This is a genomic window from Streptomyces sp. CB00455, from assembly GCF_001905445.1.
Lineage (GTDB): Bacteria > Actinomycetota > Actinomycetes > Streptomycetales > Streptomycetaceae > Streptomyces.
Map to the genome: position 1 here is coordinate 196,758 of NZ_LIVQ01000009.1, position 19,939 is coordinate 216,696.

At 72.6% G+C, this 19,939-nt stretch carries 20 protein-coding genes; 7 read left to right on the plus strand and 13 right to left on the minus strand.

Features of this window, described 5'->3' with window-relative positions; all coding sequences use genetic code 11:
- Positions 1-74: 74 nt before the first annotated feature.
- The 5 genes from cbiE to AMK16_RS29375 all read right to left on the minus strand — a co-directional run bounded on the left by cbiE (position 75) and on the right by AMK16_RS29375 (position 5,190).
- Positions 75-1,283: a precorrin-6y C5,15-methyltransferase (decarboxylating) subunit CbiE gene (gene cbiE / locus AMK16_RS29355; protein WP_073920346.1), complete on the minus strand. Its 1,209-nt coding sequence runs from the start codon at positions 1,281-1,283 to the stop codon at positions 75-77.
- A gap of 82 nt (positions 1,284-1,365) precedes the next feature.
- Positions 1,366-2,100, minus strand: a complete 735-nt coding sequence (locus AMK16_RS29360; protein ID WP_073920347.1) for a GNAT family N-acetyltransferase — start codon at positions 2,098-2,100, stop codon at positions 1,366-1,368.
- A gap of 363 nt (positions 2,101-2,463) precedes the next feature.
- Positions 2,464-3,324 carry a MetQ/NlpA family ABC transporter substrate-binding protein gene (locus AMK16_RS29365; protein WP_073920348.1) on the minus strand — a complete coding sequence of 287 codons (861 nt, stop codon included), beginning with the start codon at positions 3,322-3,324 and terminating at the stop codon, positions 2,464-2,466.
- A 100-nt stretch (positions 3,325-3,424) separates the two neighbouring features.
- Complete coding sequence (locus AMK16_RS29370) at positions 3,425-4,093, minus strand: methionine ABC transporter permease (protein ID WP_073920349.1); 669 nt, start codon at positions 4,091-4,093, stop codon at positions 3,425-3,427.
- The gene (locus tag AMK16_RS29375) at positions 4,090-5,190 is read right to left on the minus strand and encodes a methionine ABC transporter ATP-binding protein (RefSeq protein WP_073920350.1); all 1,101 of its coding nucleotides are present in this window, start codon (positions 5,188-5,190) and stop codon (positions 4,090-4,092) included. Before AMK16_RS29375 ends, AMK16_RS29370 begins: the two co-directional genes overlap by 4 nt.
- 578 nt (positions 5,191-5,768) lie before the next feature.
- On the opposite strand from AMK16_RS29375, the gene AMK16_RS29385 reads away from it, so the two are divergent.
- Together AMK16_RS29385 and AMK16_RS29390 are read left to right on the plus strand one after the other, a co-directional pair.
- Positions 5,769-6,137: a hypothetical protein gene (locus AMK16_RS29385; RefSeq protein WP_073920352.1), complete on the plus strand. Its 369-nt coding sequence runs from the start codon at positions 5,769-5,771 to the stop codon at positions 6,135-6,137.
- A complete protein-coding gene (locus AMK16_RS29390; protein WP_073920353.1) occupies positions 6,130-6,549 on the plus strand; it encodes a hypothetical protein in 420 nt (139 codons plus the stop codon). Before AMK16_RS29385 ends, AMK16_RS29390 begins: the two co-directional genes overlap by 8 nt.
- A 92-nt stretch (positions 6,550-6,641) precedes the next feature.
- Here the strand turns inward: AMK16_RS29390 and AMK16_RS29395 are convergent, their stop codons facing one another.
- From AMK16_RS29395 to AMK16_RS29405, 3 genes are all read right to left on the minus strand, one after another.
- Complete coding sequence (locus AMK16_RS29395) at positions 6,642-7,148, minus strand: GNAT family N-acetyltransferase (protein ID WP_073920354.1); 507 nt, start codon at positions 7,146-7,148, stop codon at positions 6,642-6,644.
- Positions 7,149-7,195: 47 nt separating this feature from the next.
- Positions 7,196-7,711 (minus strand): sigma-70 family RNA polymerase sigma factor, encoded by a 516-nt coding sequence (locus tag AMK16_RS29400; RefSeq protein ID WP_073920355.1) that lies wholly within the window; start codon positions 7,709-7,711, stop codon positions 7,196-7,198.
- Positions 7,712-7,784: 73 nt separating this feature from the next.
- Positions 7,785-8,951, minus strand: a complete 1,167-nt coding sequence (locus tag AMK16_RS29405) for a glycerophosphodiester phosphodiesterase (RefSeq protein WP_073920356.1) — start codon at positions 8,949-8,951, stop codon at positions 7,785-7,787.
- A gap of 311 nt (positions 8,952-9,262) precedes the next feature.
- Between AMK16_RS29405 and AMK16_RS29410 the strand changes: the two genes are divergently transcribed.
- Positions 9,263-9,892, plus strand: a complete 630-nt coding sequence (locus AMK16_RS29410; RefSeq protein ID WP_073920441.1) for a lysophospholipid acyltransferase family protein — start codon at positions 9,263-9,265, stop codon at positions 9,890-9,892.
- 185 nt (positions 9,893-10,077) lie between these two features.
- Complete coding sequence (locus AMK16_RS29415) at positions 10,078-11,172, plus strand: hypothetical protein (RefSeq protein WP_073920357.1); 1,095 nt, start codon at positions 10,078-10,080, stop codon at positions 11,170-11,172.
- 67 nt (positions 11,173-11,239) lie between these two features.
- Here the strand turns inward: AMK16_RS29415 and AMK16_RS29420 are convergent, their stop codons facing one another.
- The 4 genes from AMK16_RS29420 to argH all read right to left on the minus strand — a co-directional run bounded on the left by AMK16_RS29420 (position 11,240) and on the right by argH (position 16,546).
- Positions 11,240-12,715: a membrane-associated oxidoreductase gene (locus tag AMK16_RS29420; RefSeq protein WP_073920358.1), complete on the minus strand. Its 1,476-nt coding sequence runs from the start codon at positions 12,713-12,715 to the stop codon at positions 11,240-11,242.
- A gap of 68 nt (positions 12,716-12,783) precedes the next feature.
- Positions 12,784-14,334 carry an MFS transporter gene (locus tag AMK16_RS29425; RefSeq protein WP_073920359.1) on the minus strand — a complete coding sequence of 517 codons (1,551 nt, stop codon included), beginning with the start codon at positions 14,332-14,334 and terminating at the stop codon, positions 12,784-12,786.
- Positions 14,334-14,882 carry a TetR/AcrR family transcriptional regulator gene (locus tag AMK16_RS29430; RefSeq protein ID WP_073920360.1) on the minus strand — a complete coding sequence of 183 codons (549 nt, stop codon included), beginning with the start codon at positions 14,880-14,882 and terminating at the stop codon, positions 14,334-14,336. Before AMK16_RS29430 ends, AMK16_RS29425 begins: the two co-directional genes overlap by 1 nt.
- A 236-nt stretch (positions 14,883-15,118) precedes the next feature.
- Positions 15,119-16,546: an argininosuccinate lyase gene (argH, locus tag AMK16_RS29435; protein WP_073920361.1), complete on the minus strand. Its 1,428-nt coding sequence runs from the start codon at positions 16,544-16,546 to the stop codon at positions 15,119-15,121.
- A gap of 292 nt (positions 16,547-16,838) precedes the next feature.
- Here argH and AMK16_RS29440 point away from each other — a divergent pair, with 292 nt between their 5' ends.
- The 3 genes from AMK16_RS29440 to AMK16_RS29450 all read left to right on the plus strand — a co-directional run bounded on the left by AMK16_RS29440 (position 16,839) and on the right by AMK16_RS29450 (position 19,271).
- On the plus strand, positions 16,839-18,260 hold the full coding sequence (locus AMK16_RS29440) for a HEAT repeat domain-containing protein (protein ID WP_079191806.1): 1,422 nt from the start codon (positions 16,839-16,841) through the stop codon (positions 18,258-18,260).
- Between the two features lie 153 nt (positions 18,261-18,413).
- Entirely contained in the window at positions 18,414-18,569 is a 156-nt protein-coding gene (locus AMK16_RS29445; protein ID WP_338014498.1) for a hypothetical protein, read from the plus strand.
- Between the two features lie 6 nt (positions 18,570-18,575).
- Complete coding sequence (locus AMK16_RS29450) at positions 18,576-19,271, plus strand: L,D-transpeptidase family protein (protein ID WP_073920443.1); 696 nt, start codon at positions 18,576-18,578, stop codon at positions 19,269-19,271.
- Between the two features lie 126 nt (positions 19,272-19,397).
- On the opposite strand, the gene AMK16_RS29455 is transcribed toward AMK16_RS29450, so the two are convergent.
- Positions 19,398-19,934, minus strand: coding sequence for an arginine repressor (locus tag AMK16_RS29455; protein WP_073920362.1), 537 nt, complete (start codon positions 19,932-19,934; stop codon positions 19,398-19,400).
- Positions 19,935-19,939 lie beyond the last annotated feature (5 nt).

Consider the following 19,939-nt stretch of genomic DNA (forward strand, 5'->3'; position numbering starts at 1 on the left):
GCGTCGTCCGGTGCCGTGATGCCCGGATCGTCCAGGGCAGTACGACGATCGGCCAGCCTACCCCGGGGCCCGCTTCAGCGGGTCACGGGGCGTTCGGCGGCCAGCAGGAAGACCACGGAGCGCTCCTGTTCGGCCCAGGTGAGGGTGTCCAGGCCCACGGACTGGAGCAGCGCGCACTCGACGGCGTACCCGTGTTCGGTGAGGGCGCGGCCGATGGCCTCGGCCTCGTCGCGCGTGGAGGCGTGGCTGACGATCCGTTCGGGACGGCGGTCGGCGACGGCCGCGACGACCTCGGCTCCCCCGCCGCCGACGCGTACGACGTCGGGTTCGGGGAGGTTCTCCAGGACGTGCGGGGCGTGCCCGGCCACGATCTGGATCTGGACGCCTCGGTTGCGGGCGGCGGCGGCCACCCTGTCGCAGGCCCGGGGGTCGGCGTCCACGGCGATGACGGCCGCGCCGAGCGCGGCGGCGTCCACGGCGACACGGCCGGAGCCGGCGCCGATGTCCCAGACGAGGTCGCCGGTGCGCGGGCCGAGGCGGGCGAGCTGGGCGGCGCGCAGCTGCGCGGACTCGCCCTCCCCCGTGTCGGCCTGCGGTGTGGCCCAGCCGCGTCCGGCGGAGCGGGAGTGGGCCGGGTTCTGCCCGAACAGCCAGCCCGGTTCGGCGTCCGGGGCCTGACCGGCGCCGCCGATGACGATGACGACGTTGGGGTCGCGCCAGGTGTGGTCGGCGGCCTTGTCGGAGGTGAGGACGCTGACCTGTTCCCTGTCGGTGCCGAGTTCCTCGCAGATGACGAAGGTGCGGTGGACCCCTTCGAGGAGCAGCGCGAGTTCGGCGGGGCCGGCGCCGGGCGAGGTGAGGACGGCGACCTTGCCGTGGGCGCGGATGACGTTGACGGCGCGGCGCAGGGTGCGCGGGTGGGCGACGACGACCTGGGCGTCGTCCCAGGGCATGCCGGCGCGGGCGAAGGCGGCGGCGACGGAGGACACGGCCGGGACGACCTCGACCTCCAGGCCGTGCTCCGGGGCCCGCAGGGTGCGTACGACGCCGAAGAAGCCCGGGTCGCCGTCGGCGAAGACGACGGCGCTGCCGCGGTGGCCGGCGATGCGGCGGGCGGCGAGGCCGAGGCTGCCGAGGCGGATGCGCTCGGCGGTGGGCGGAACCTCGGGGAGCGCGAGGTGGTGCGCCGCGCCGGCCACGAGGGTGGCCGCGCAGAGCGCGGACCGGGCGGCCGCGGTCAGGGGCGAGCCGTCCCAGCCGATCACCGTGACCCGGTCGGCCATCGTCGTCAGTCTCCTGGTGTGGGGTCAGGCGAAGTCTCGTCGGGGGCGGGGGCGCGCACGGTGAGACTACCTGGTCATCGGGTCAGTTGCGGTCGGCGCCGACGGGCCGGCCGTTCGCGTCGGCCCGCTCCGCGCGCGCGGTCCCGGCGCTCCCCGCCGCCGTCACGGCCCCGGCGGTCTCGGCGGTGTAGCTGTCGTACCCGTCGTAGTCGCCGTAGTCCCCGTAGCCGTCCGGGTCGTCGAGGTCCTCGGGGACGAGGCTCCAGACGATGAGGTCGGTGCGGGTGTCGGTCCAGGTGCCGGCGGCGTTCTGGGTGCGCACTATCCACGCGTTGCGCAGGACGCCCTCGCTGATGCAGCCGATCTTCTGGGCGACCTGCTGGGAGGCGGTGTTGTCGGCGGCGGTGCGCAGTTCGAGGCGTTCGAAGCCCTGTTCGCGAAAGAGCCACCGGGCGACGGCCAGGACGGATTCGCTGGCGTAGCCCTCACCCCGGGCCCAGGGGGCGGTGACGTAGCCGACCTCGGTGGCGCGTGTGCGCCAGTTGGTGTTCTGGAGGTGGACGATGCCCACGAGGCGCTGGGTGAGGAATTCGGTGACGGCGAAGACGATGCCGCGGCCCTCGGTGCGTTCGGTGTGGGAGTGCCGGGTGGCCCAGCCGTGGGCGTCGGCCCGGGTGTAGGGGTGCGGGACACAGGTCCAGGCGGTGATGTTCTCGTCGTTCATCATCTCGGTGAGCGCGGTGACGTCCTCTTCCTCGAAGGGGCGCAGCACCAGCCGGTCCGTGCTGATGGTGACGTCCGGGAAGGTGGTAGTCATGCGCAGCTCCATGCCTGGGAACGTGGTGCGACCGTGGTGCGATACGACTGTGGGGCGGGACCGTTCGTGCGGGTCGTAGGCCACAGCATGCAGCATCGGCGGGGGGATGTGCAGGGCCGGGTTGCCCGGAAGCGGGCAGAGCTCGGCCCCGCGCGCCGACAGGGGCGTGCGGGGCCGAAGTACCTGGCCAGGGGGCGGGCCCGGCCTGGCTGCCGGACCGCGTGCGGCGGGCCGGGAGACCGGGGGCCGGGTCAGGAGACCCGGGCCGGGAAGCCGGGGTCAGGAGACCCGGGCCGGGAAGCCGGGGTCAGGAGACCCGGGCCGGGAAGCCGGGGTCAGGAGACCCGGGCCGGGAAGCCGGGGTCAGGAGGCCGGGGTGCCGAAGGCCGGGACGACCGAGCCCTGGTACTTCTCCTCGATGAACTTCTTCACGTCGTCGGAGTTCAGGAGCTTGGCGAGCTTCTGGATCCGCGGGTCGTCCTGGTTGCCGTCCTTGACCGCGAGGAAGTTGGCGTAGGGGTTGCCCTCGGCCTTCTCCAGTATCAGCGCGTCCTTGGCCGGCGACAGGTCGGCCTCGATCGCGTAGTTGCCGTTGATGACGGCGGCGTCGACGTCGCCGAGGGCGCGCGGGACGGTGGCGGCCTCCAGCTCCTTGAACTCCAGGCCCTTCTTGTCGGTGATGTCGGACAGCTTCGCGCTGGTGCCGACACCTTCCTTGAGGGTGATCAGGTTGTTCGCGGCGAGCAGCTGGAGCGCGCGGCCCTCGTTGGTGGTGTCGTTGGGGACGGCGATGGTCTGGCCGGCCTTGATGTCGCCGAGGGCCTTGGCCTTCTTGGAGTAGAGGCCGAGGGGCTCCAGGTGCACGTTGGCGACGGGCACGATGTGCGTGTTGTTCTTCTTGTTGAAGTCGTCGAGGTACGGCTTGTGCTGGAAGTAGTTGCCGTCGACCTGGCCCTGCTCGGTGGCGGTGTTCGGCAGGACGTAGTCCGTGAACTCCTTGACCTCGAGCTTGAGGCCTTCCTTCGCGGCGAGCTTGTCCTTGACGAAGTTCAGGATGTCGGCGTGCGGGCTCGGGGAGGCCGCGATGACGAGCGGCTTGCTCTCGTCGGTCTTGGCGCCGGCCTTGGTGGAGGACGGGTCCGAGGAGCTGCCGCAGGCGGTGAGGCCGAGGGCGAGCGCGGTGGCGGTGGCGGCGAGGGCGGTGAGCTTGACGTTCTTACGCACGAAGAGTGCCTTTCTTGCATTTGCGGGGTGGTGGCCCAAGCACGACAAGTGCGGGCTTTCGGGGAGGGAGGTCTGGTGGGGGCTTGCCGGCCCGGTCGGCTCAGGCCGACCGGCCGCGGCGGGCCAGGAGGCGGACCACGCCGTCGCCGAGGAGCTGGATCACCGTGACGACGGCGATCAGGACGACGACGGTGGCGATCATGAAACCGGTCTCGAACCGCTGGAAGCCGTAGGTGATGGCCTTGGAGCCGAGTCCTTCGCCGCCCACGGCGCCGGCCATCGCGGAGTAGCCGACCAGGGTGATGACGGTGGTGGTGACGGCGGCGACCAGGGAGGGCAGGGCCTGCGGCAGCAGCACCTTGCCCACCAGGGTGGGGACGGACCCGCCCATGGACTCGACGGCCTCGACCAGGCCGTGGTCCACCTCGCGGACGGCGGTCTCGACGAGCCGGGCGAAGAAGGGGATGGCACCGATGGCGAGCGGGACGATCATGGCGGTGGGGCCGATGAAGGTGCCGACGACCGCGGTGGTGACCGGGATCAGGAAGATCAGCAGGATGATGAACGGCAGCGAGCGGCCTATGTTCACGATCACGCCGAGCACCTTGTTCAGGGGCCGGTTCTGCAGCAGGCCGCCCTTGTCGGTGAGGACCAGCAGGATGCCGACGGGCAGCCCGCCGAGCACGGTCACCAGCGCGGACCACAGCACCATGTAGAGGGTGTCGTAGGTGCCCTGAGTGAGCAGGGGCTGCATCTCGGACCAGGTCACTTCGCACCATCCTTGACCAGCGCGGCCAGTTCGTTGTCGATCCCGTCGGCGGCGTCGGCGCCGGTGGCCTCGTCCGCCCCGTCCGCCTCGTCCGCCTCGTCGACGATGCCGACCTGGAGGCCCTGCTCGCGCAGGAAACCCACGGGCACGACGTTGTCCTCGTAACGGCCGGGGAGCTCGATGCGCATGCGGCCGATCTGCCGGCCGGCGACGGTGTCCATCGCGGCGCCGAGGATCGAGATGTCGATGTTGTAGGTGCGCGAGAGCTGCGAGATGACCGGCTGGGCGGCGGCTTCGCCGTGGAAGGTGACGTCGACGACCGTGCGGTCCGGGCCGGTGGCGGCGCCCGTGACGGGGAAGAGCGCGCCGGCGAGCTCGGAGCCTGGGGTGGCGAGCAGTTCGGGGACGGTGCCGGACTCGACGACGCGGCCCCGCTTCATGAGCGCGGCGGAGTCGCAGACGGACTTGACGACGTCCATCTCGTGCGTGATCAGCAGCACGGTGAGGCCGAGCTGCTGGTTGAGGTCGCGCAGCAGCCCCAGGACGGAGCGGGTGGTCTCGGGGTCCAGGGCGCTCGTGGCCTCGTCGGACAGCAGCACCTTGGGGTCGCCGGCCAGGGCGCGGGCGATGCCGACGCGCTGCTTTTGGCCGCCGGAGAGCTGGACGGGGTAGGCCTTGGCCTTGTCGGCGAGGCCGACCAGGTCCAGGAGTTCCAGGGCCTTGCGGGAGCGTTCGCGGCCGGAGATCCCGAGGATCTCCAGGGGCAGCTCGATGTTGCCCTGCACGGTCCGCGAGGACAGCAGGTTGAAGTGCTGGAAGACCATGCCGATGCGGCTGCGGGCCTGGCGGAGCTCCTTGCCGGCGCGGCGGCCGCGGCCGGCCAGCGCGGTGAGGTCGACGCCGTCGACGCTCACCGTGCCGCTGGTGGGGCGCTCCAGCAGGTTCACGCAGCGGATCAGGGAGGACTTGCCGGCGCCGCTCTGGCCGATGACTCCGTAGACCTCGCCCTCGCGGACGTGGAGGTCCACGCCGTCCAGGGCGGTGACCTCGCGGCCACGGGACTGGTAGACCTTCGTGAGGCCCGATGTGGTGATCACAGGAATTCCGTCGCTGTCGAGTGCACGGCGCAGCGGGGTGCCGGGCACGGGGCAAACATCTGGGGACGCGATGCGGGTCGAACCGTCACATGGGGGTGGCGTCGACGCGTGCGCGGGGCAGGGGCGTTCCGTACTGCCGGTCAGCGGGTGAGGCAGCGGCGGGCGGCTCGGCCGGTCTCGCTTCGGGGCGCGAGACTGCAGGAAGGGGCCCTCAGAAGGCGCGCATTCGACACATACAACGAGCACCGGGCGTCATCGTCGCCTCGGTCGCAAGGGTGCGGCTGCTCGTCGTGGTCATGGGCCCAAGTAAAGCAGACGTATCCCTGCACCGATCCACAATGTCCGAATAGCGGACAGAAAGTGGCCACATACCGGACAAGACCAGTCGGTGCGGGCCGACCGTCCCGAGGGCCGGATCCTCCGGGCCGACCTGCCCGGACAGGACCGACGGGTCGCGCGCCGGCCCGTCCGCGTCGGGCTCGGCGAAGGCGTGCGCTGTGGTCGAGGCCACGGCGGCGACCACCTCCGGGGCCAGGGGCGGGCGCACCGGGTGTTTCGGCCCGTAATACGCTCGCTGCATGCTCGACGCCCTGACGGTCGCCATCGGCGTGGCCGCCCTCGCCCTCGCCGCCTGGTGCGGCCACGCCGCCTGGCGGGACCAGCCGACCAAGGACTGGCACTTCATCGGCATGGCCGTGGTGACGGTGCTGGTACTGGCCCAGCTGGTGATCGGGCTGGTCATGCTGGCCCGTGGCGGGAAGCCGGACGAGGGCACGGTGATCTTCGTGGCCTACCTGGTGGGCGCCTTCGCGGCGGTACCGGCCGCCGGGATGCTCTCGCTGACCGAGCGGACCAAGTGGGGTTCGGTGACGGTGGCCGCGGGCGCGGTCGTCCTGGCCGTCCTCGAAGTGCGGCTCTACGACATCTGGGGAACCACCGGTGCCTGACACGAAGACCGCCGGCTCGGCCGGCCGCAAGCGGCTGGTCTCCGGGCCGGGACTGCTGCTGGTGTGGCTCTACGGGGTGATGGTGGTGGGCGCGGTGTCGCGGTCGGCCTACCAGATCTCCACCGAGTTCGACCGGGCCCCCCTGGCGTACTCGCTGTCCGCTCTTGCGGCCCTGGCCTACGCCTTCATCACGTACTCGCTGGTGCGTGGCGGGGAGACGGCCCGCAAGGCGGCACTGGCCTGTTGCGCCGCCGAGCTGGCGGGGGTACTGACGGTGGGAACCTGGACCCTGGTGCGCCCGGAGGCATTCCCCGACGCGACCGTGTGGTCGAACTTCGGGATGGGCTACCTCTTCATCCCGGTGATCCTGCCGATCACCGGGATGCTCTGGCTCCGTACGAAGCGCCCGTAGCCGCTCCCGCTGCCGTCAACGGCCGGTACCGGCGACGGGAAGGCGAACGGGAACGGGAACGGGAAGGCGAACGGGAACGGCCGGGGACGGGGCTAGGCGCTGACGGCGAAGTCGGCCGGGTCCTCGGCTTCCTTCTCCAGGATCACGAGCTGCATCCCGTCGGAAGCCGTCCGGCCGCCGACCCGCGTGTAGCCGGCCTTGCGGTACAGCCGCAGGTTGGACTCGCTCTTGTGGCCGGTGTGCAGCCGGAAGCGGGTCGTCCCGCCGTGGCCCGCGAGGGCCTCCTCGACGGCGCGCAGCAGGCGGGCGCCCAGGCCGTGGCCCTGCAGCCGCGGGTGGACGCACAGCTTGGCGATCTTTCCGGTGCCGTCCTCGTCGACGCTGCCGCGGACGGTGCCGACGACCTCGTCGCCGAGGCGGGCCACCAGTACGGTGTCCGCCGCCAGTTCGCCCTTGAGGGAGTCCAGGGACTGGGTGAGGGGCTGGATGCGGTAGTTGCCGTACAGCTCGGCCTCGCGCTGGAAGGCCAGGTACTGCAGTTTGAAGATCTGCTCGGCGTCCTCGGCGGCCGCCGCCGAAATGGTCACGCTCATGCCCATGTGCGCATGCCTCCCGCTCACCCGGTGTCCCGTCGGTCTACCGCTCCTTATCCCCGCAGGCCAGGAGCCGCAACCTCTGCAGCCAGCATTCTGCGCAGACATCCCAGGCAACGGGAACGGACGGGCCCTAAACTTCCTTGTGAGATACCCAACTCTCCTGCGATTTCACGGTAGGTGAGGTCTCTGGGCGACAGAAATGCCTTCATGAGCTCGGGGCAGCGCCCCGGCAAACGGGCGACCGCCGACCGCAGGGCCCGCTCGTCCTCGCCGTGCAGGAGCGCCCCTTCCGGCTCGCCGCCCGCCTCCGCGGGGGCCGCGTCATAGGGGACTTCGCGCCGCGCCCGGCGCCGGGCGACCCGGGCCTCGGCGCGTACCGCCCGGCGCAGCCAGCGGGCGCGGCCGGTCGGGTCCGGGGTGCCCAGGCCGCTCTCCAGCAGCCTGACCCAGACGGCTTGCTCCAGGTCGGCGGCGTCCACGCCGGTGCCCGGAGCTTCCGCGGCCGCCTCGGCGGAGAGCAGCGGGCCCAGTTCGGTCAGGAGGTCGGGGTCCTTCAGCAGGTCCATGCCGGGCGGGACGAGCGGACCGGGCCCGGTGGTTTCCGGCCCGGGCCCGGCCCACTCGTTCGGGAAGCCCCGCTCAGTGGTTGACGGGGCGTCGGCCCGGGCGGAATGCCTCGGCCGCGAGGAGCCCGGTGTCCGCGTTGTCGGTGAAGATACCGTCGATCCCCTGTTCGAAGTACGTCCGGAAAGCACCGAAGGCATCGCCGTAGGCGGCCGGATCCGTGCCCTTGCGGTATTCGGCGGGCAGGAAGCTGTTCTCGTTGCGCGCGGTGTAGGGGTGCAGCACCAGCCCGCGGGCGTGCGCGTCCCCGACCAGCGTCGTCGGGGCGGTGAGCCTGCCCTGCGCGTCACGCGGCAGGATGAGGTCCATGGTCGGGCCGATGCCCTGGGCGAATCCGGCGATCCACTTCAGGCCCTCGGGCGTGACCAGGTCCGCGACCGTGCGCGGGTCCTTGGCCTGTTCGAAGTCCCAGGGGCGGGAGGACGCCGCGGAGAGCAGGACCACGCGGGGCGCCGAGACCAGCCGGGAGAGCCGCTGGATGCTGGACGGTTCGAAGGACTGCAGGAAGAGCGCGGCGTTGCGGCCGTCGCGCCCGTAGCGGCGCAGCAGCTTCGCGAGGGGCTCCTCCAGGCCGAGACCGAGGGCGCGGAAGTAGCTGGGGTGTTTGGTCTCGACGTGCAGCCAGACCTTCCGGCCGCGGCGCCGGCCCTCGCGGTCGGCCCAGCGCAGCACCTCCTCGAAAGTGGGCACCTCCCAGCGGCCGTCGTAGAGGGTGTTGCGCTGGCGCAGGGCCGGGATGCGCTCCTTCGCCCGCAGGGTCTTCAGCTCGGCGAGCGTGAAGTCCTCGGTGAACCAGCCGGTGACGAGGACCCCGTCGACCGACTTGGTGGTGCGCCGGGAGGCGAAGGAGGGGTGGTCCGCGACATCGGTGGTGCCGCCTATCTCGTTCTCGTGACGGCACACCAGGTGCCCGTCCCGCGTGGGGACCAGGTCCTGCTCGATGACGTCGGCCCCGAGGTCGAGGGCGAGCTGGTAGGAGCCGAGGGTGTGCTCGGGCCGGTACCCGCTGGCGCCGCGGTGGCCGATGACCGCCGGGAAGGGAAGGTCCCGGTAGCCGCCGTCGCCGCGCCCCGCCTCCGCGGCCGCAGCCGGCCCCGCCTGCATCGCGGTCACCGCGCCGCCGGCCGCGAGGACCGCCGCTCCCAGGACCGTGCGCCGTGCTGCCCCACCCTGCGTCGTCATCGCCACTCCCTCGTTCGGAACAGTCTCGCGCCCCCGCCACCTGCGAAGTTCTCGGTGTCCTCGGTCCGCGACCGGCGTGCCGATGGTAGGCGGGCGGGGGTGTCGGGCGGGGGTGCGGACGCCGAACGTGGCGCAAACACATGTCAACACTGCGTATCCGACACGTGACCCCGATGTGCGATCAGAGGCGACCCGCGAGTATCGTCCTCACCTGCACTACCGCTCTGTGGTGGGTGCGAGGACCGCTTTTCGATGCCGGAGGGCCCACGTTGTTCCGTACGCGCCTCATCAAAGCCACTGTCGGACCGGTCATGCGCCTGATGTTCCGCACCCGTGTGGAGGGCGTCGAGAACATCCCGGGTACCGGACCGGTGATTTTGGCGGGCAACCACCTCACCTTCATCGACTCCATGATCCTTCCGCTGGTGTGCGACCGCACGGTCCACTTCATCGGCAAGGACGAGTACGTGACCGGCAAGGGAGTCAAGGGCCGCCTCATGGCCTGGTTCTTCACCGGCTCCGGCATGATCCCCGTCGACCGCGACGGGGCCAACGGCGGCGTCGCGGCCCTGATGACCGGCCGCCGGATCCTCGAAGAGGGCAAGATCTTCGGCATCTACCCGGAGGGCACCCGCTCCCCCGACGGCCGTCTCTACCGCGGCCGCACCGGCATCGCCCGCCTGACCTTGATGACCGGCGCGCCGGTGGTCCCGTTCGCGATGATCGGCACGGACAAGCTCCAGCCCGGCGGCGCGGGCATGCCGCGCCCGGGGCGGGTCACCGTCCGCTTCGGCGAGCCGATGGAGTTCTCCCGCTACGAGGGCATGGACCGCGACCGGTACGTGCTGCGCGCGGTCACCGACTCGGTGATGGCCGAGGTCATGCGGCTGTCGGGGCAGGAGTACGTGGACATGTACGCGACCAAGGCGAAGGCCGCCTAGCACGCCGCGTCCGCTTCCCGCCGGCCCCGCCCGGCCCCGTGCGGTGCGGCTGAGCGCCGGAGCGGGAACGTGCTTAGGCTGGAAGTGGCTCGCAGGGAAAGCGCGGACGCGGCGGACGCCACGTCGTTCCCGGCTCGTCCCGCTCCTCGGCTCCGTGCGCCCCTGCACGACTACCCAGGACGGCGATGACCATGGAGCGCACGGCGGGTCGGCGCTCGGGCAGGGGGATTCCCGCGATCGCCGCGGCCGGGGCCCTCACCGTCGCAGGCCTGCTGTCCGGATCCGCGCCCGCCGCCGGAGCGGTGGCCTCCGCGGCGGACGCCGGGCCGGTCGCGCGGCGGAGCACGCCGGTCGCGGCGGTCGAGGCGGGCACGCCGGACGCGCCGATCGAGGCGGTCGAGGCGAAGGCCGCCTGTGCGACCGCCCCCGCGGACAGTTTCTGGCACGCCCCCGTGGACGACCTTCCCGTGCACCCGAGTTCAGACCGGTACGTCGCCTCGATCGGTGCCTCCGCGCCGCTGCACCCGGACTTCGGTTCGGGGCTCACGGACGGCAGACCGTTCGGCATTCCCATCACCGTCACGGACGCGACGGTTCCGCAAACCGAGGTCTCCTTCGACTACGCCGGGGAGAGCGACCCGACCGGCTACCGCATCCCGCAGGACGCGAAGATCGAGAACGGCCCGGCGAGCAGCGGAGACCGGCACGTCATCGTCTGGGACCGTGCCCTGTGCAAGTCCTACGAGCTCTGGGACGCGCGGCGGCAAGGTGAGCACGCCTGGCACGCCGGCTCGGGCGCGGTCTTCGATCTGCGCTCCAACCGTCTTCGGCCCGACGGCTGGACGTCGGCGGACGCGGCGGGCCTCGCCGTCCTCCCCGGTCTGGTGCGCTACGACGAGGCGGCGGGCGGGCGGGTCGACCACGCGATCCGGATCACCGTGCCCCGCTCCGACCGGAGCCGTCTGTGGCCCGCGCGGCACCAGGCGGGCACCGCGGCCGACGCGTCGCTGCCGCCGATGGGCCTGCGGCTGCGGCTCAAGGGTTCGGTGGACACCTCGCGGATGGGCCCGCAGGCCAAGGCCGTGGCCGAGGCGCTCAAGAAGTACGGCGCCATCGTCGCGGACAACGGCTCGGCTTGGTACATCTCGGGCGAGGAGAACCCCGGTTGGGACAATGCCCAGCTCGACGCCCTGAAGGCCCTGAAGGGTTCGGACTTCGAGGCCGTCGACACCTCCGGGCTCGCACGGTCCCCGGACTCCGGGGCCGTCGCCCCGAAGTGACCCCGCGCCGGGGGCGCCGCGGACCGCTCGGAACGGTCGCTCGGGCCGGGTCGCGGCGGCCCCGCCCTCACTGCCGCTGGAGTGAGCGGCTGACGCCCGCCGCCGTGGTGGTGGCCAGGATCCAGCCGGTCACGATCAGCAGGTAGGACAGCCACTGGTGCCAGCCGCTCGGCGCGTAGGCGGACTCCTGTCCGAAGCCGACGATGGGCAGCATCAGGTCGATCGTGTAGAAGACCGCGTTGAAGTCCGGTGCCTCGCCCTGCTTCAGCGGCTGCGGCGGGTGGGTCCCGAAGGCGACGGCTCCGGTCAGCAGCAGCGCCAGCAGCCAGCCCGCCGCGCGCAGCGGCCGGAAGCCGTAGCCGACGGTGCCGTCCTGGAGCAGTCCCCAGGCCCGGCCGTGCCGGGGCAGGGTGCGCCGGTGCCGCCGGAGTTTGGCGAGCTGGACGGTGCGGGCGGCCGCCTCGTCGCCGGCCGTACGGTAGGCGGCGGCGAGCTGTTCGTAGGCGTACGGGAGGTAGCCCGACTCCTCGCGCTCCAGCGCGGGCAGCCTCTGCTCCGGCGGCAGGTGCGGGGCGAGGGTGCGGTACGTCAGCCCGTCGATGCGGATCTGCTCCGGCCAGGTCTCGGGCGGCACGTGCAGGAGGTCGAACTGGGAGCGCCGCAGGTTCACCGCGCCCCGGATGGTCTCGCACTCGCGCAGCCAGACCTCGCCGGCGACGCAGCTGGAGGCGCGCAGGGCGACCCCGTCCGGGTTGACGAAGCGGGCGTAGGCGAGGTTGAGCTGGCCGGGTATGCGGGAGCCGGTGAGATTGACCCGGCCGTGCAGCTGCGCGCGCATGGCGCGCAGGTCGGTGCCGACCGTCAGGGTCTCGGCGTGCAGGGCGGTGCCGCCCGGGGCCAGGAGACGGGCCCGGTCGAGGTTGAGCTGGCCGCCGACGGTGGCGCCGTTGATCCGCAGCTGGCCGTGCACGGTCAGGTCGTTGGCGATGACGTCCGTGGCGATGTCGGCGTGGTTGAGCTGGAGCGCGGGCTCGGCCTCCTCCTCCCCGGTCAGCGGCCCGATCTCGGCCCCCTGGAGGAACAGGCCGCCGGATATCCGCGCCCCCTGCAGGCGGACGGGGCCGGTGACGCGGCAGCAGGACAGGCGCAGCACGACCTCGACGCGCAGGGTGGCGGCGGTCAGGCCGGGGAGGGTGGAGTAGCCGAGGACGAGGGCCCGCAGCTGGGCTCCGTACAGCAGGGGCGCACGTTCGAACCAGCAGTCGCGCAGCCGTACGGGGTGGTCCACCACGGCGTAGCGCAGGTCGAGGTCTCCGACGATCTTCGCGCCCTTGACCTTGATGCCGGCCACCCGGCCCTCCTCGGCCGGCGTGGATCCCAGCAGCAGGGCACGGATCACCTCGGCGCGCACGGTGCGTTCGGGGCCCCAGCCGGCGCCGTCGGCGGAGCTGTCGTCGGGCCGGTCGCGGAAGTCGACGCCGTCGCCGCGGGGAAACGCCTCCCACACGCGGCGCTCGGCCGGGCTCAGATCGTTGATCTCCATCGCCGGGATGGTGTCCCGGGCCCTGACGTGCTGTCAACACGTTCCGGGACACCGGCGCCGCGGGCGGCTCAGTGCTGGTGCCCGGTGCCGCCTTGGAGTTCCTGGCCCTTGAGCAGGAACCAGGCGACCGCGGCGGTGGCCAGCAGGACGGCCGCGCCGACGCCGGAGGCGAGCCGCAGGCCGTCCACGAAGGCCGCCTGCGCCGCGCCGACCATCTGCTCGGCGGTCCGCGGATCAAGCGACGCGGCCGCCTCGACGGCTCCGCCGAGGGATTCGTGCGCGGCGTCGGCGACGGGTGCGGGGACCGAGGACGGGGCGGTGAAGCCCTGGTAGACGCCGGTCACGATGGAGCCGAGGAGGGCGATGCCGAGGGCGGCGCCGAGTTCGTAGGCGGTCTCGGAGACGGCCGAGGCGGATCCTGCCTGCTCCTTGGGCACGCTGGAGAGGATCACGTCGGCGGTGACGGTGAAGGAGAAGCCGGCGCCGACCCCGACGGCGAGCAGGGCCACGCCGAGCAGCGGGTACGCGGTCTCCTTGTGGATCACGGTGAGCGCGGCCAGGGCCACGCCGATGGCGGCGAGGCCGCCGGTGACGACGGACCGTACCGAGTACCGGCGGGCGAAGCGGCCTGCGGCCAGGCCGGTGGCCACCGCGCCGATGGCGGCGGGCAGTTCGGCCAGGCCCGCTTCCAGGGGGTCGCGGCCCTGTACGAGCTGGAGGAACTGGGAGAGGAAGAAGACCAGTCCGGAGAGGCCGAAGACGGTGAGCAGGTCGGCGAGGACCGCGCCACAGAAGCCGCGGTGCCGGAAGAGGCGCATGTCGAGCAGCGGGGACGGCAGGCTGAACTGGCGGCGGACGAAGGCGCACAGGCAGGCCGCGCCCAGGACGGCGGCGGCCCAGACGCCCCAGGTCATGCCATGGGTGGCGACTTCCTTGATGGCGTAGACCACGCCGATGACGCCGATGAGGGAGAGGGCGACGCTGACGAGGTCCCAGGGGCCGGCGACCGGGTTCCTGGATTCGGGCAGCAGTTTGATGCCGACGAGGACGAGGACCACCATGACGGGGAGGTTGATGAGGAAGACCGAACCCCACCAGAAGTGCTGGAGCAGGGCTCCGCCGACGACCGGGCCGATGGCGGCGCCCGCCGAGGCGGCGGCGCCCCAGACGCCGATGGCGAGGCTGCGCTCCCTGGCGTCGTGGAAGATGTTGCGGATCAGCGCGAGGGTGGAGGGCATCAGGGTCGCGCCGGCCACGCCGAGCAGGGCCCGGGCCACGATCATCATCTCGGGGCTGGTCGCGTAGGCGTTGAGGACGGAGACGGCCCCGAAGGCGGTGGCGCCGGCCAGGAGCAGCTTCTTGCGGCCGATGCGGTCGCCGAGGGAGCCCATGGAGACGAGCAGTCCGGCGATGACGAAGGAGTAGATGTCGCCGATCCACAGGAGTTGGGTGCCGGAGGGCTTGAGGTCTTCGCTGAGGGAGGGGGTGGCGAGTCCGAGGACGGTCGCGTCCACCGCCACCAGCAGAACGGCCAGGACGAGCACGGAGAGCGCCAGCCAGCGTCCCCGGCTCCTTTCCTGCCTTTGCGTCGGCCGCTTCAGCTCGTCGGTACGGCTCATCACTCCACGCTCCGTCGTGCGCCACCGAGCAGCAACTCGGTGATCATGTACTGGAAGTCCTTTGCGGCGACCCGGCCGTCCATGACGGCCCAGGCGCAGGTGCCGACGAGGCCGTAGAGGGCCTCGGTGAGCCAGGCGGGGCTCAGGTCGATCCGGATGTCACCCTGCGCCTGGCCGCGCCGGAAGAGGGCGCTGACGCGGGCGTCGAGGCGGGCCCAGCCCTCGTTGACCTCGTCGCCCTCGAAGAGCTGGTTCTCGGTGACGAGGAAGGCCAGCAGCTGGGCGTTGGGCTCGACCTCGGCGACCAGCCGCCGCAGCGCCTCCACGGCCGTGCCCTCGTCGAGGCGGGCATGGTCGAAGGCCACCTCGAACAGCCGGATGCCGAGGTCTTCCAGGGCCCGCACGAGGGCGTCGCGCCCGGCGAAGTGCCGGTGCAGCGTCGCCCGGCCGATCCCGGCGGCGCGGGCGACCTCGTCCATCGTGGCGGTCGACTTGCGGGAAAGCAGGGCGGCCGCGTCGCGGAGCACCTGGTCACGATCCATAGCCATGAGACAAGCGTAAACCAAATGAGACGACCTTGTCTCATTCAGGGCGGAACATGGGGTGCCCCGGGCCGGCCGGACGGGCAACGTGCCGGACGCCGGCCGGCTGACTGGCTGGCTGGCTGGCTGGCGCCCCCGGCGAAAGGCACGGGGAGGCGGACGGAACGGCGGAGGGGCGGCGGAGCCACTCGGCCCTGCCGCCCCTCCGGGCCCGGACGGGCCCTGCCGCGTGCCGCTGCCGGCTACTGCTTGTGGGCCGCCCAGGCGTGCTGGATGACCAGGTCGGCCTTCAGTTCCGTCAGCTGGACCGCGACCGCCGACGGGGCCGTGCCGCCGCGGCCGTCGCGCGAGGCCAGGGACCCCTTGACGTTGAGCACCGTACGGACCTCGGGGGTCAGGTGCTCCGAGATCTTCGCGAACTGGTCGTCCGTCAGCTGGGCGAGCTCGATGCCCTCTCCCTCGCAGACCTTGACGCACTCGCCGGCCACCTCGTGCGCCACCCGGAACGGCACGCCCTGCCGGACCAGCCACTCCGCGATGTCGGTGGCCAGCGAGAAACCGGCCGGGGCCAGCTCCTCCATCCGCTCCCGGTTGACCGTGAGGGTGGCCATCATGCCGGTGAAGGCCGGCAGCAGGACCTCCAGGGTGTCGCAGGAGTCGAAGACCGGCTCCTTGTCCTCCTGCAGGTCCCGGTTGTACGCCAGCGGCAGCGCCTTGAGCGTGGCCAGCAGGCCGGTCAGGTTGCCGATGAGGCGGCCCGACTTGCCGCGCGCCAGCTCCGCGATGTCCGGGTTCTTCTTCTGCGGCATGATCGACGACCCGGTCGAGAAGGCGTCGTGCAGGGTCACGAAGGAGAACTCCTTCGTGTTCCAGATGATGATCTCCTCCGCGATCCGGGAGAGGTTGATCCCGATCATCGCGGTGATGAAGGCGAACTCCGCGACGAAGTCGCGCGAGGCCGTCCCGTCGATGGAGTTGCCGGCCGAGCCCCGCTCGAAGCCCAGCTCGGCGGCGACCGCCTCCGGATCCAGGCCCAGCGAGGAACCGGCGAGGGCTCCCGAGCCGTACGGGGAGACCGCCGTCCGGGTGTCCCACTGCCGCAGCCGCTCCGCGTCCCGCGACAGGGACTGCACGTGGGCCAGTACGTGGTGCGCGAAGAGCACCGGCTGTGCGTGCTGGAGGTGGGTCCGGCCGGGCATCGCCACGTCCGCATGGCTCTCGGCGAGGCCGACCAGCGCGTCCTGGAGGTCCGCGACCAGCCCGCCGATGATCCGCGCGTGGTCGCGCAGGTACATGCGGAAGAGGGTGGCCACCTGGTCGTTGCGGGACCGCCCCGCCCGCAGCTTGCCGCCCAGGTCGGCGCCGAGGCGCTCCAGCAGCCCGCGCTCCAGGGCGGTGTGCACGTCCTCGTCGGCGACGGTGCCGACGAAGGTGCCGGCCGTGACATCGGCTTCGAGCCGGTCCAGGCCGGCGATCATGCGGTCCAGCTCCTCGGCCGTGAGCAGGCCCGCCCTGTGCAGGACCCTCGCGTGGGCCCGGGAGCCCGCGATGTCGTACGGCGCGAGCCGCCAGTCGAAGTGGACCGACGCGGACAGCTTCGCGAGGGCCTCGGCGGGGCCATCGGCGAACCGGCCGCCCCAGAGCCGGACGTCACCGTTGTTGCTGCTCACAGCTGCTGCTCCTCAAAAGGGATCGGTGTACGGACCGCTCCCCGCCGCGGAGGCGACGGGAGTCGGCCCTGGTACTGCGTGTAACGACTCGGGCGAGGTCGCGGCGCGCGCGATCTTCGAGGAGGGCCCGAAGACGACCCTCCTCACGGTGGTTCAACAATAGGCATAACTATGCACTGTTCCGTATGTTTCGTCAATCAGCTCTGGCTGCCCGCCGTGACCAGCAGGAATATCGGAGGCACGGGTACGCGTCGGCGCCTAGGATCGGTACGGATCACCCTGGGGAGGGGACATGGGCGCCGTGCAACGACAGGAGGCCGGGCGGGGCCGGGCGGCCGCGGAATCACTCCTGCGCGGCGCCGCGGACCGGGGCGAGCCGCTGCCGGACGATGCGGAGCCGGACGCCTGGACCGCCTTCGACCAGGGGGTGCGGGCACACCACCGCGACCGGTGCGGGGGCACCGGCCCGCACCGCACCGACCTTGCGCTCTGCCATCCCGACGGCCGCATCCGCGAGCGGGCGCTGCACGCACCGCATCCGCGGCCGGAGCTCGTCGTGATCCGGTGCACCGACTGGGTCCCGCAGGTGCGGCGACGGGCACGGCACGTCCTGGCCGCGTCCCTGGCGGCCGACCCCCCGTCGGTACTGCTGCGGCTGACCCCGATCGTGCTGCGGCTCGGCCGCCGGGAGCAGGGCGGCTGGGCGTTGGACCTCTTCGAGAACGAGCTGCGCTCCCCGGCCGGTTCCCCGGCCCTCGCCGCACTGCACGAGAGCCCCGACCTGCCGACCCGGCGGCTCGCCGCCCGGCTCGCGGTGGAGGCCGGGGCCGGGGACGCACCGGAACTCGCCCGGCGTGCGGCCGCCGAGCGCGATCCCCGGACGAGCCGGACGTGGACGGACGCGGCCCTGGCCCGGGCCGCCGCCGACGCGCCGGATGACGAGACCGTCGATGCCCTGCTCGGCGGACACGGCCCGATGGTCCGTTCCGCGGGGGTCACCCTGCTGCTGCGGGCCGGCCGGGGAGCCGAGGCCGGCCGTTACCTCACCGACCGCTCCGCGCTCGTCCGGGCCTGCGCCCGCTGGGCGGTGCGTCAAGACGGCGGGGACCCGTACGCCCTGAGCCGTGCCCGGGTCACGGACCCCGACCTCGTCACCGCGGCCGCGGTGACCGGCTTCGCCGAGTGCGCCGGGCGCGGGGACGCCCCGCTGCTGCGCACGCTGCTGGACCACCCCGCGGGCACGGTACGGGCGGCCGCCGTCGCCGGGCTGAGACTGCTCGACACCCACGACGCGGCCCTGCTGGAACCGCTGCTGGACGACCCCTCGCCCGCTGTCGCCCGCGAGGTCTCGCTGAGCCTGCGCGCCTGCGCGGACCGGCCGGCCGTCGAGCGGCTGATGGACCGCGTCGGGCCCGGGTGGCCGCCGCACACCCGCCGGGCCGCCTACCGGCTGCTGCGCGCCCGGGGCGGAACGCCTTGGCTGGGGGCCGCCGTGGAACTGCTGACGGACGGCGACGCGGGGCTGCGCCGGACCGCCGCACACCACCTCCAAAGCCTGTGGTCACCGAGCCGGCCGCCCGACCTGCCCTCCGGGGATCCGGAGGTCGGCGCCCTGCTGGACCGCTGCACGGAACTCTTCAGCGACCACGTCATCGCGCGGATGCGCCGGCACCTCGGACTCCCCTGGCGGGAATCCACGACGAACGGACGCTGATTCACGGTGGGAAACCTCTACGAACGCATCGACGGCCGGCTGCGCACCTAGCTGATCGCCCTGTTCGGCGACGCCGACGGGCCGTCCGCCCGGGCCGTCGTCGTCGTCCGGGCCGGCCGCATAGCCGATGTGTGCGGGTAGGCCGTCCCCGTCATGGAGTACCAAGGCGAGCGCACCTTGCACGCGGAGTACTTCGGCCGCAAGACGGACGAGGAGTTCGCCGAGTACTGCGAGAAGAAGGACTTCATCGGGACCAGCCTCGACGGCCTGCCTGCGCTGCCGCTGCCCCTTCCGCCCCGTACCGTCTGACGTGTGCTGCGTACCGCTCTCGTCACCGGCTCACTGATCGTCACCGCCCTGCTCCCCCAGGGATCCCGGGCCCGCGCCCCGCTGCCCGCCCTGCTCGCCGACACCGGCGGCGGGAGCCAGCTGATCACCGCCGTCGCCCCCGGTCCCGGTTCCACGACCGGGCGGCTGACCTGGTGGGACCGGCGGGCGGGGCGCTGGTACGAGGCCGGGAGCGCCGAAGCCCGTTTCGGGGCGAACGGCCTCACCGACGGCGCGACCCGCACCCAGGGCACCGACACCACGCCGGCGGGCCTGTACGACCTGCCGTACGCCTTCGGGATCCGCTCCGCGCCGGCCGGGACGGCCTACCGCTACCGGCGGGTGACCGGTGGTTCGTGGTGGTGCCAGGACAATGCCTCCGCCGCCTACAACCGCTGGGTGGAGCCGCTGCCCGCCGACTGCGCGCCCGGGGAGTCGGAGCACCTGGCGGCCTACACCTCGCAGTACGCGCATGCGCTGGTCATCGGCTTCAACTACGCCGAGCCCGTACGCGGCCGCGGCGCGGGGATCTTCCTGCACGTCAACGGCAAGGGCGCCACGGCCGGTTGCGTGTCCGTTCCCGTGCGTGCCATGCGGGCGGTGCTGCGCTGGGCCGAGCCCCGCCGCCGCCCGCACATCGCGATCGGCACGGAGGCCGGGGCCCTGTCGGTCACCCGCTACTGACCGGAACCGAGCCGGAGACCGGGACCGGAGACCGGAACCGGCACGGGCACCGGCACGGGGCACGACGGGACGGCGGGACGGGTACGGCGCGGGGTGACCCGCAACGGCCCGGACGGCCGTACCGGGTCAGCCCTCCTTCTGCGCCAGCCGCAGCAGGTGGTCGGCCAGGGCCTGCCCGCCCGCCGGATCGCGGCTGATCAGCATCAGGGTGTCGTCCCCCGCGATCGTGCCCAGGATCTCGCGGAGTTCCGCCTGGTCGATCGCCGAGGCGAGGAACTGCGCCGCGCCCGGCGGGGTGCGCAGGACCACGAGGTTCGCGGAAGCCTCCGCGGAGATCAGCAGTTCCCCGGAGAGGCGCCGCATGCGCTCCTCCTTCGCGGACTCGCCGAGCGGGGCCTGCGGGGTGCGGAAGCCGCCCTCACTGGGCACCGCGTAGATCAGCTCGCCGCCCGTGTTGCGGATCTTCACCGCGCCCAGCTCGTCGAGGTCGCGCGAGAGCGTCGCCTGGGTGACGCTCAGCCCGTCGTCGGCGAGCAGTTTGGCCAGCTGGCTCTGGGAGCGGACCGGCTGCCGGTTGAGGATGTCCACGATCCGGCGGTGGCGGGCGGTGCGGGTCTGCGGGACGGCCTGGCCGCCGTTCTCGTTGTCCTGCGCCTGACTCATCGTCG

Bases quoted from the DNA above. Each gene is read 5' to 3' on its own strand.
- AMK16_RS29410 (WP_073920441.1), top strand. From the start codon at position 9,263: ATGCGCCTGATGTTCCGCACCCGTGTGGAGGGCGTCGAGAACATCCCG.
- AMK16_RS29395 (WP_073920354.1), bottom strand. From the start codon at position 7,148: ATGGGCATGAGCGTGACCATTTCGGCGGCGGCCGCCGAGGACGCCGAG.
- AMK16_RS29400 (WP_073920355.1), bottom strand. From the start codon at position 7,711: ATGGACCTGCTGAAGGACCCCGACCTCCTGACCGAACTGGGCCCGCTG.
- AMK16_RS29425 (WP_073920359.1), bottom strand. From the start codon at position 14,334: ATGAGCCGTACCGACGAGCTGAAGCGGCCGACGCAAAGGCAGGAAAGG.
- AMK16_RS29430 (WP_073920360.1), bottom strand. From the start codon at position 14,882: ATGGCTATGGATCGTGACCAGGTGCTCCGCGACGCGGCCGCCCTGCTT.
- AMK16_RS29440 (WP_079191806.1), top strand. From the start codon at position 16,839: ATGGGCGCCGTGCAACGACAGGAGGCCGGGCGGGGCCGGGCGGCCGCG.
- cbiE (WP_073920346.1), bottom strand. From the start codon at position 1,283: ATGGCCGACCGGGTCACGGTGATCGGCTGGGACGGCTCGCCCCTGACC.
- AMK16_RS29455 (WP_073920362.1), bottom strand. From the start codon at position 19,934: ATGAGTCAGGCGCAGGACAACGAGAACGGCGGCCAGGCCGTCCCGCAG.
- AMK16_RS29445 (WP_338014498.1), top strand. From the start codon at position 18,414: ATGGAGTACCAAGGCGAGCGCACCTTGCACGCGGAGTACTTCGGCCGC.
- AMK16_RS29405 (WP_073920356.1), bottom strand. From the start codon at position 8,951: ATGACGACGCAGGGTGGGGCAGCACGGCGCACGGTCCTGGGAGCGGCG.
- AMK16_RS29415 (WP_073920357.1), top strand. From the start codon at position 10,078: ATGACCATGGAGCGCACGGCGGGTCGGCGCTCGGGCAGGGGGATTCCC.
- AMK16_RS29385 (WP_073920352.1), top strand. From the start codon at position 5,769: ATGCTCGACGCCCTGACGGTCGCCATCGGCGTGGCCGCCCTCGCCCTC.
- AMK16_RS29360 (WP_073920347.1), bottom strand. From the start codon at position 2,100: ATGACTACCACCTTCCCGGACGTCACCATCAGCACGGACCGGCTGGTG.
- AMK16_RS29420 (WP_073920358.1), bottom strand. From the start codon at position 12,715: ATGGAGATCAACGATCTGAGCCCGGCCGAGCGCCGCGTGTGGGAGGCG.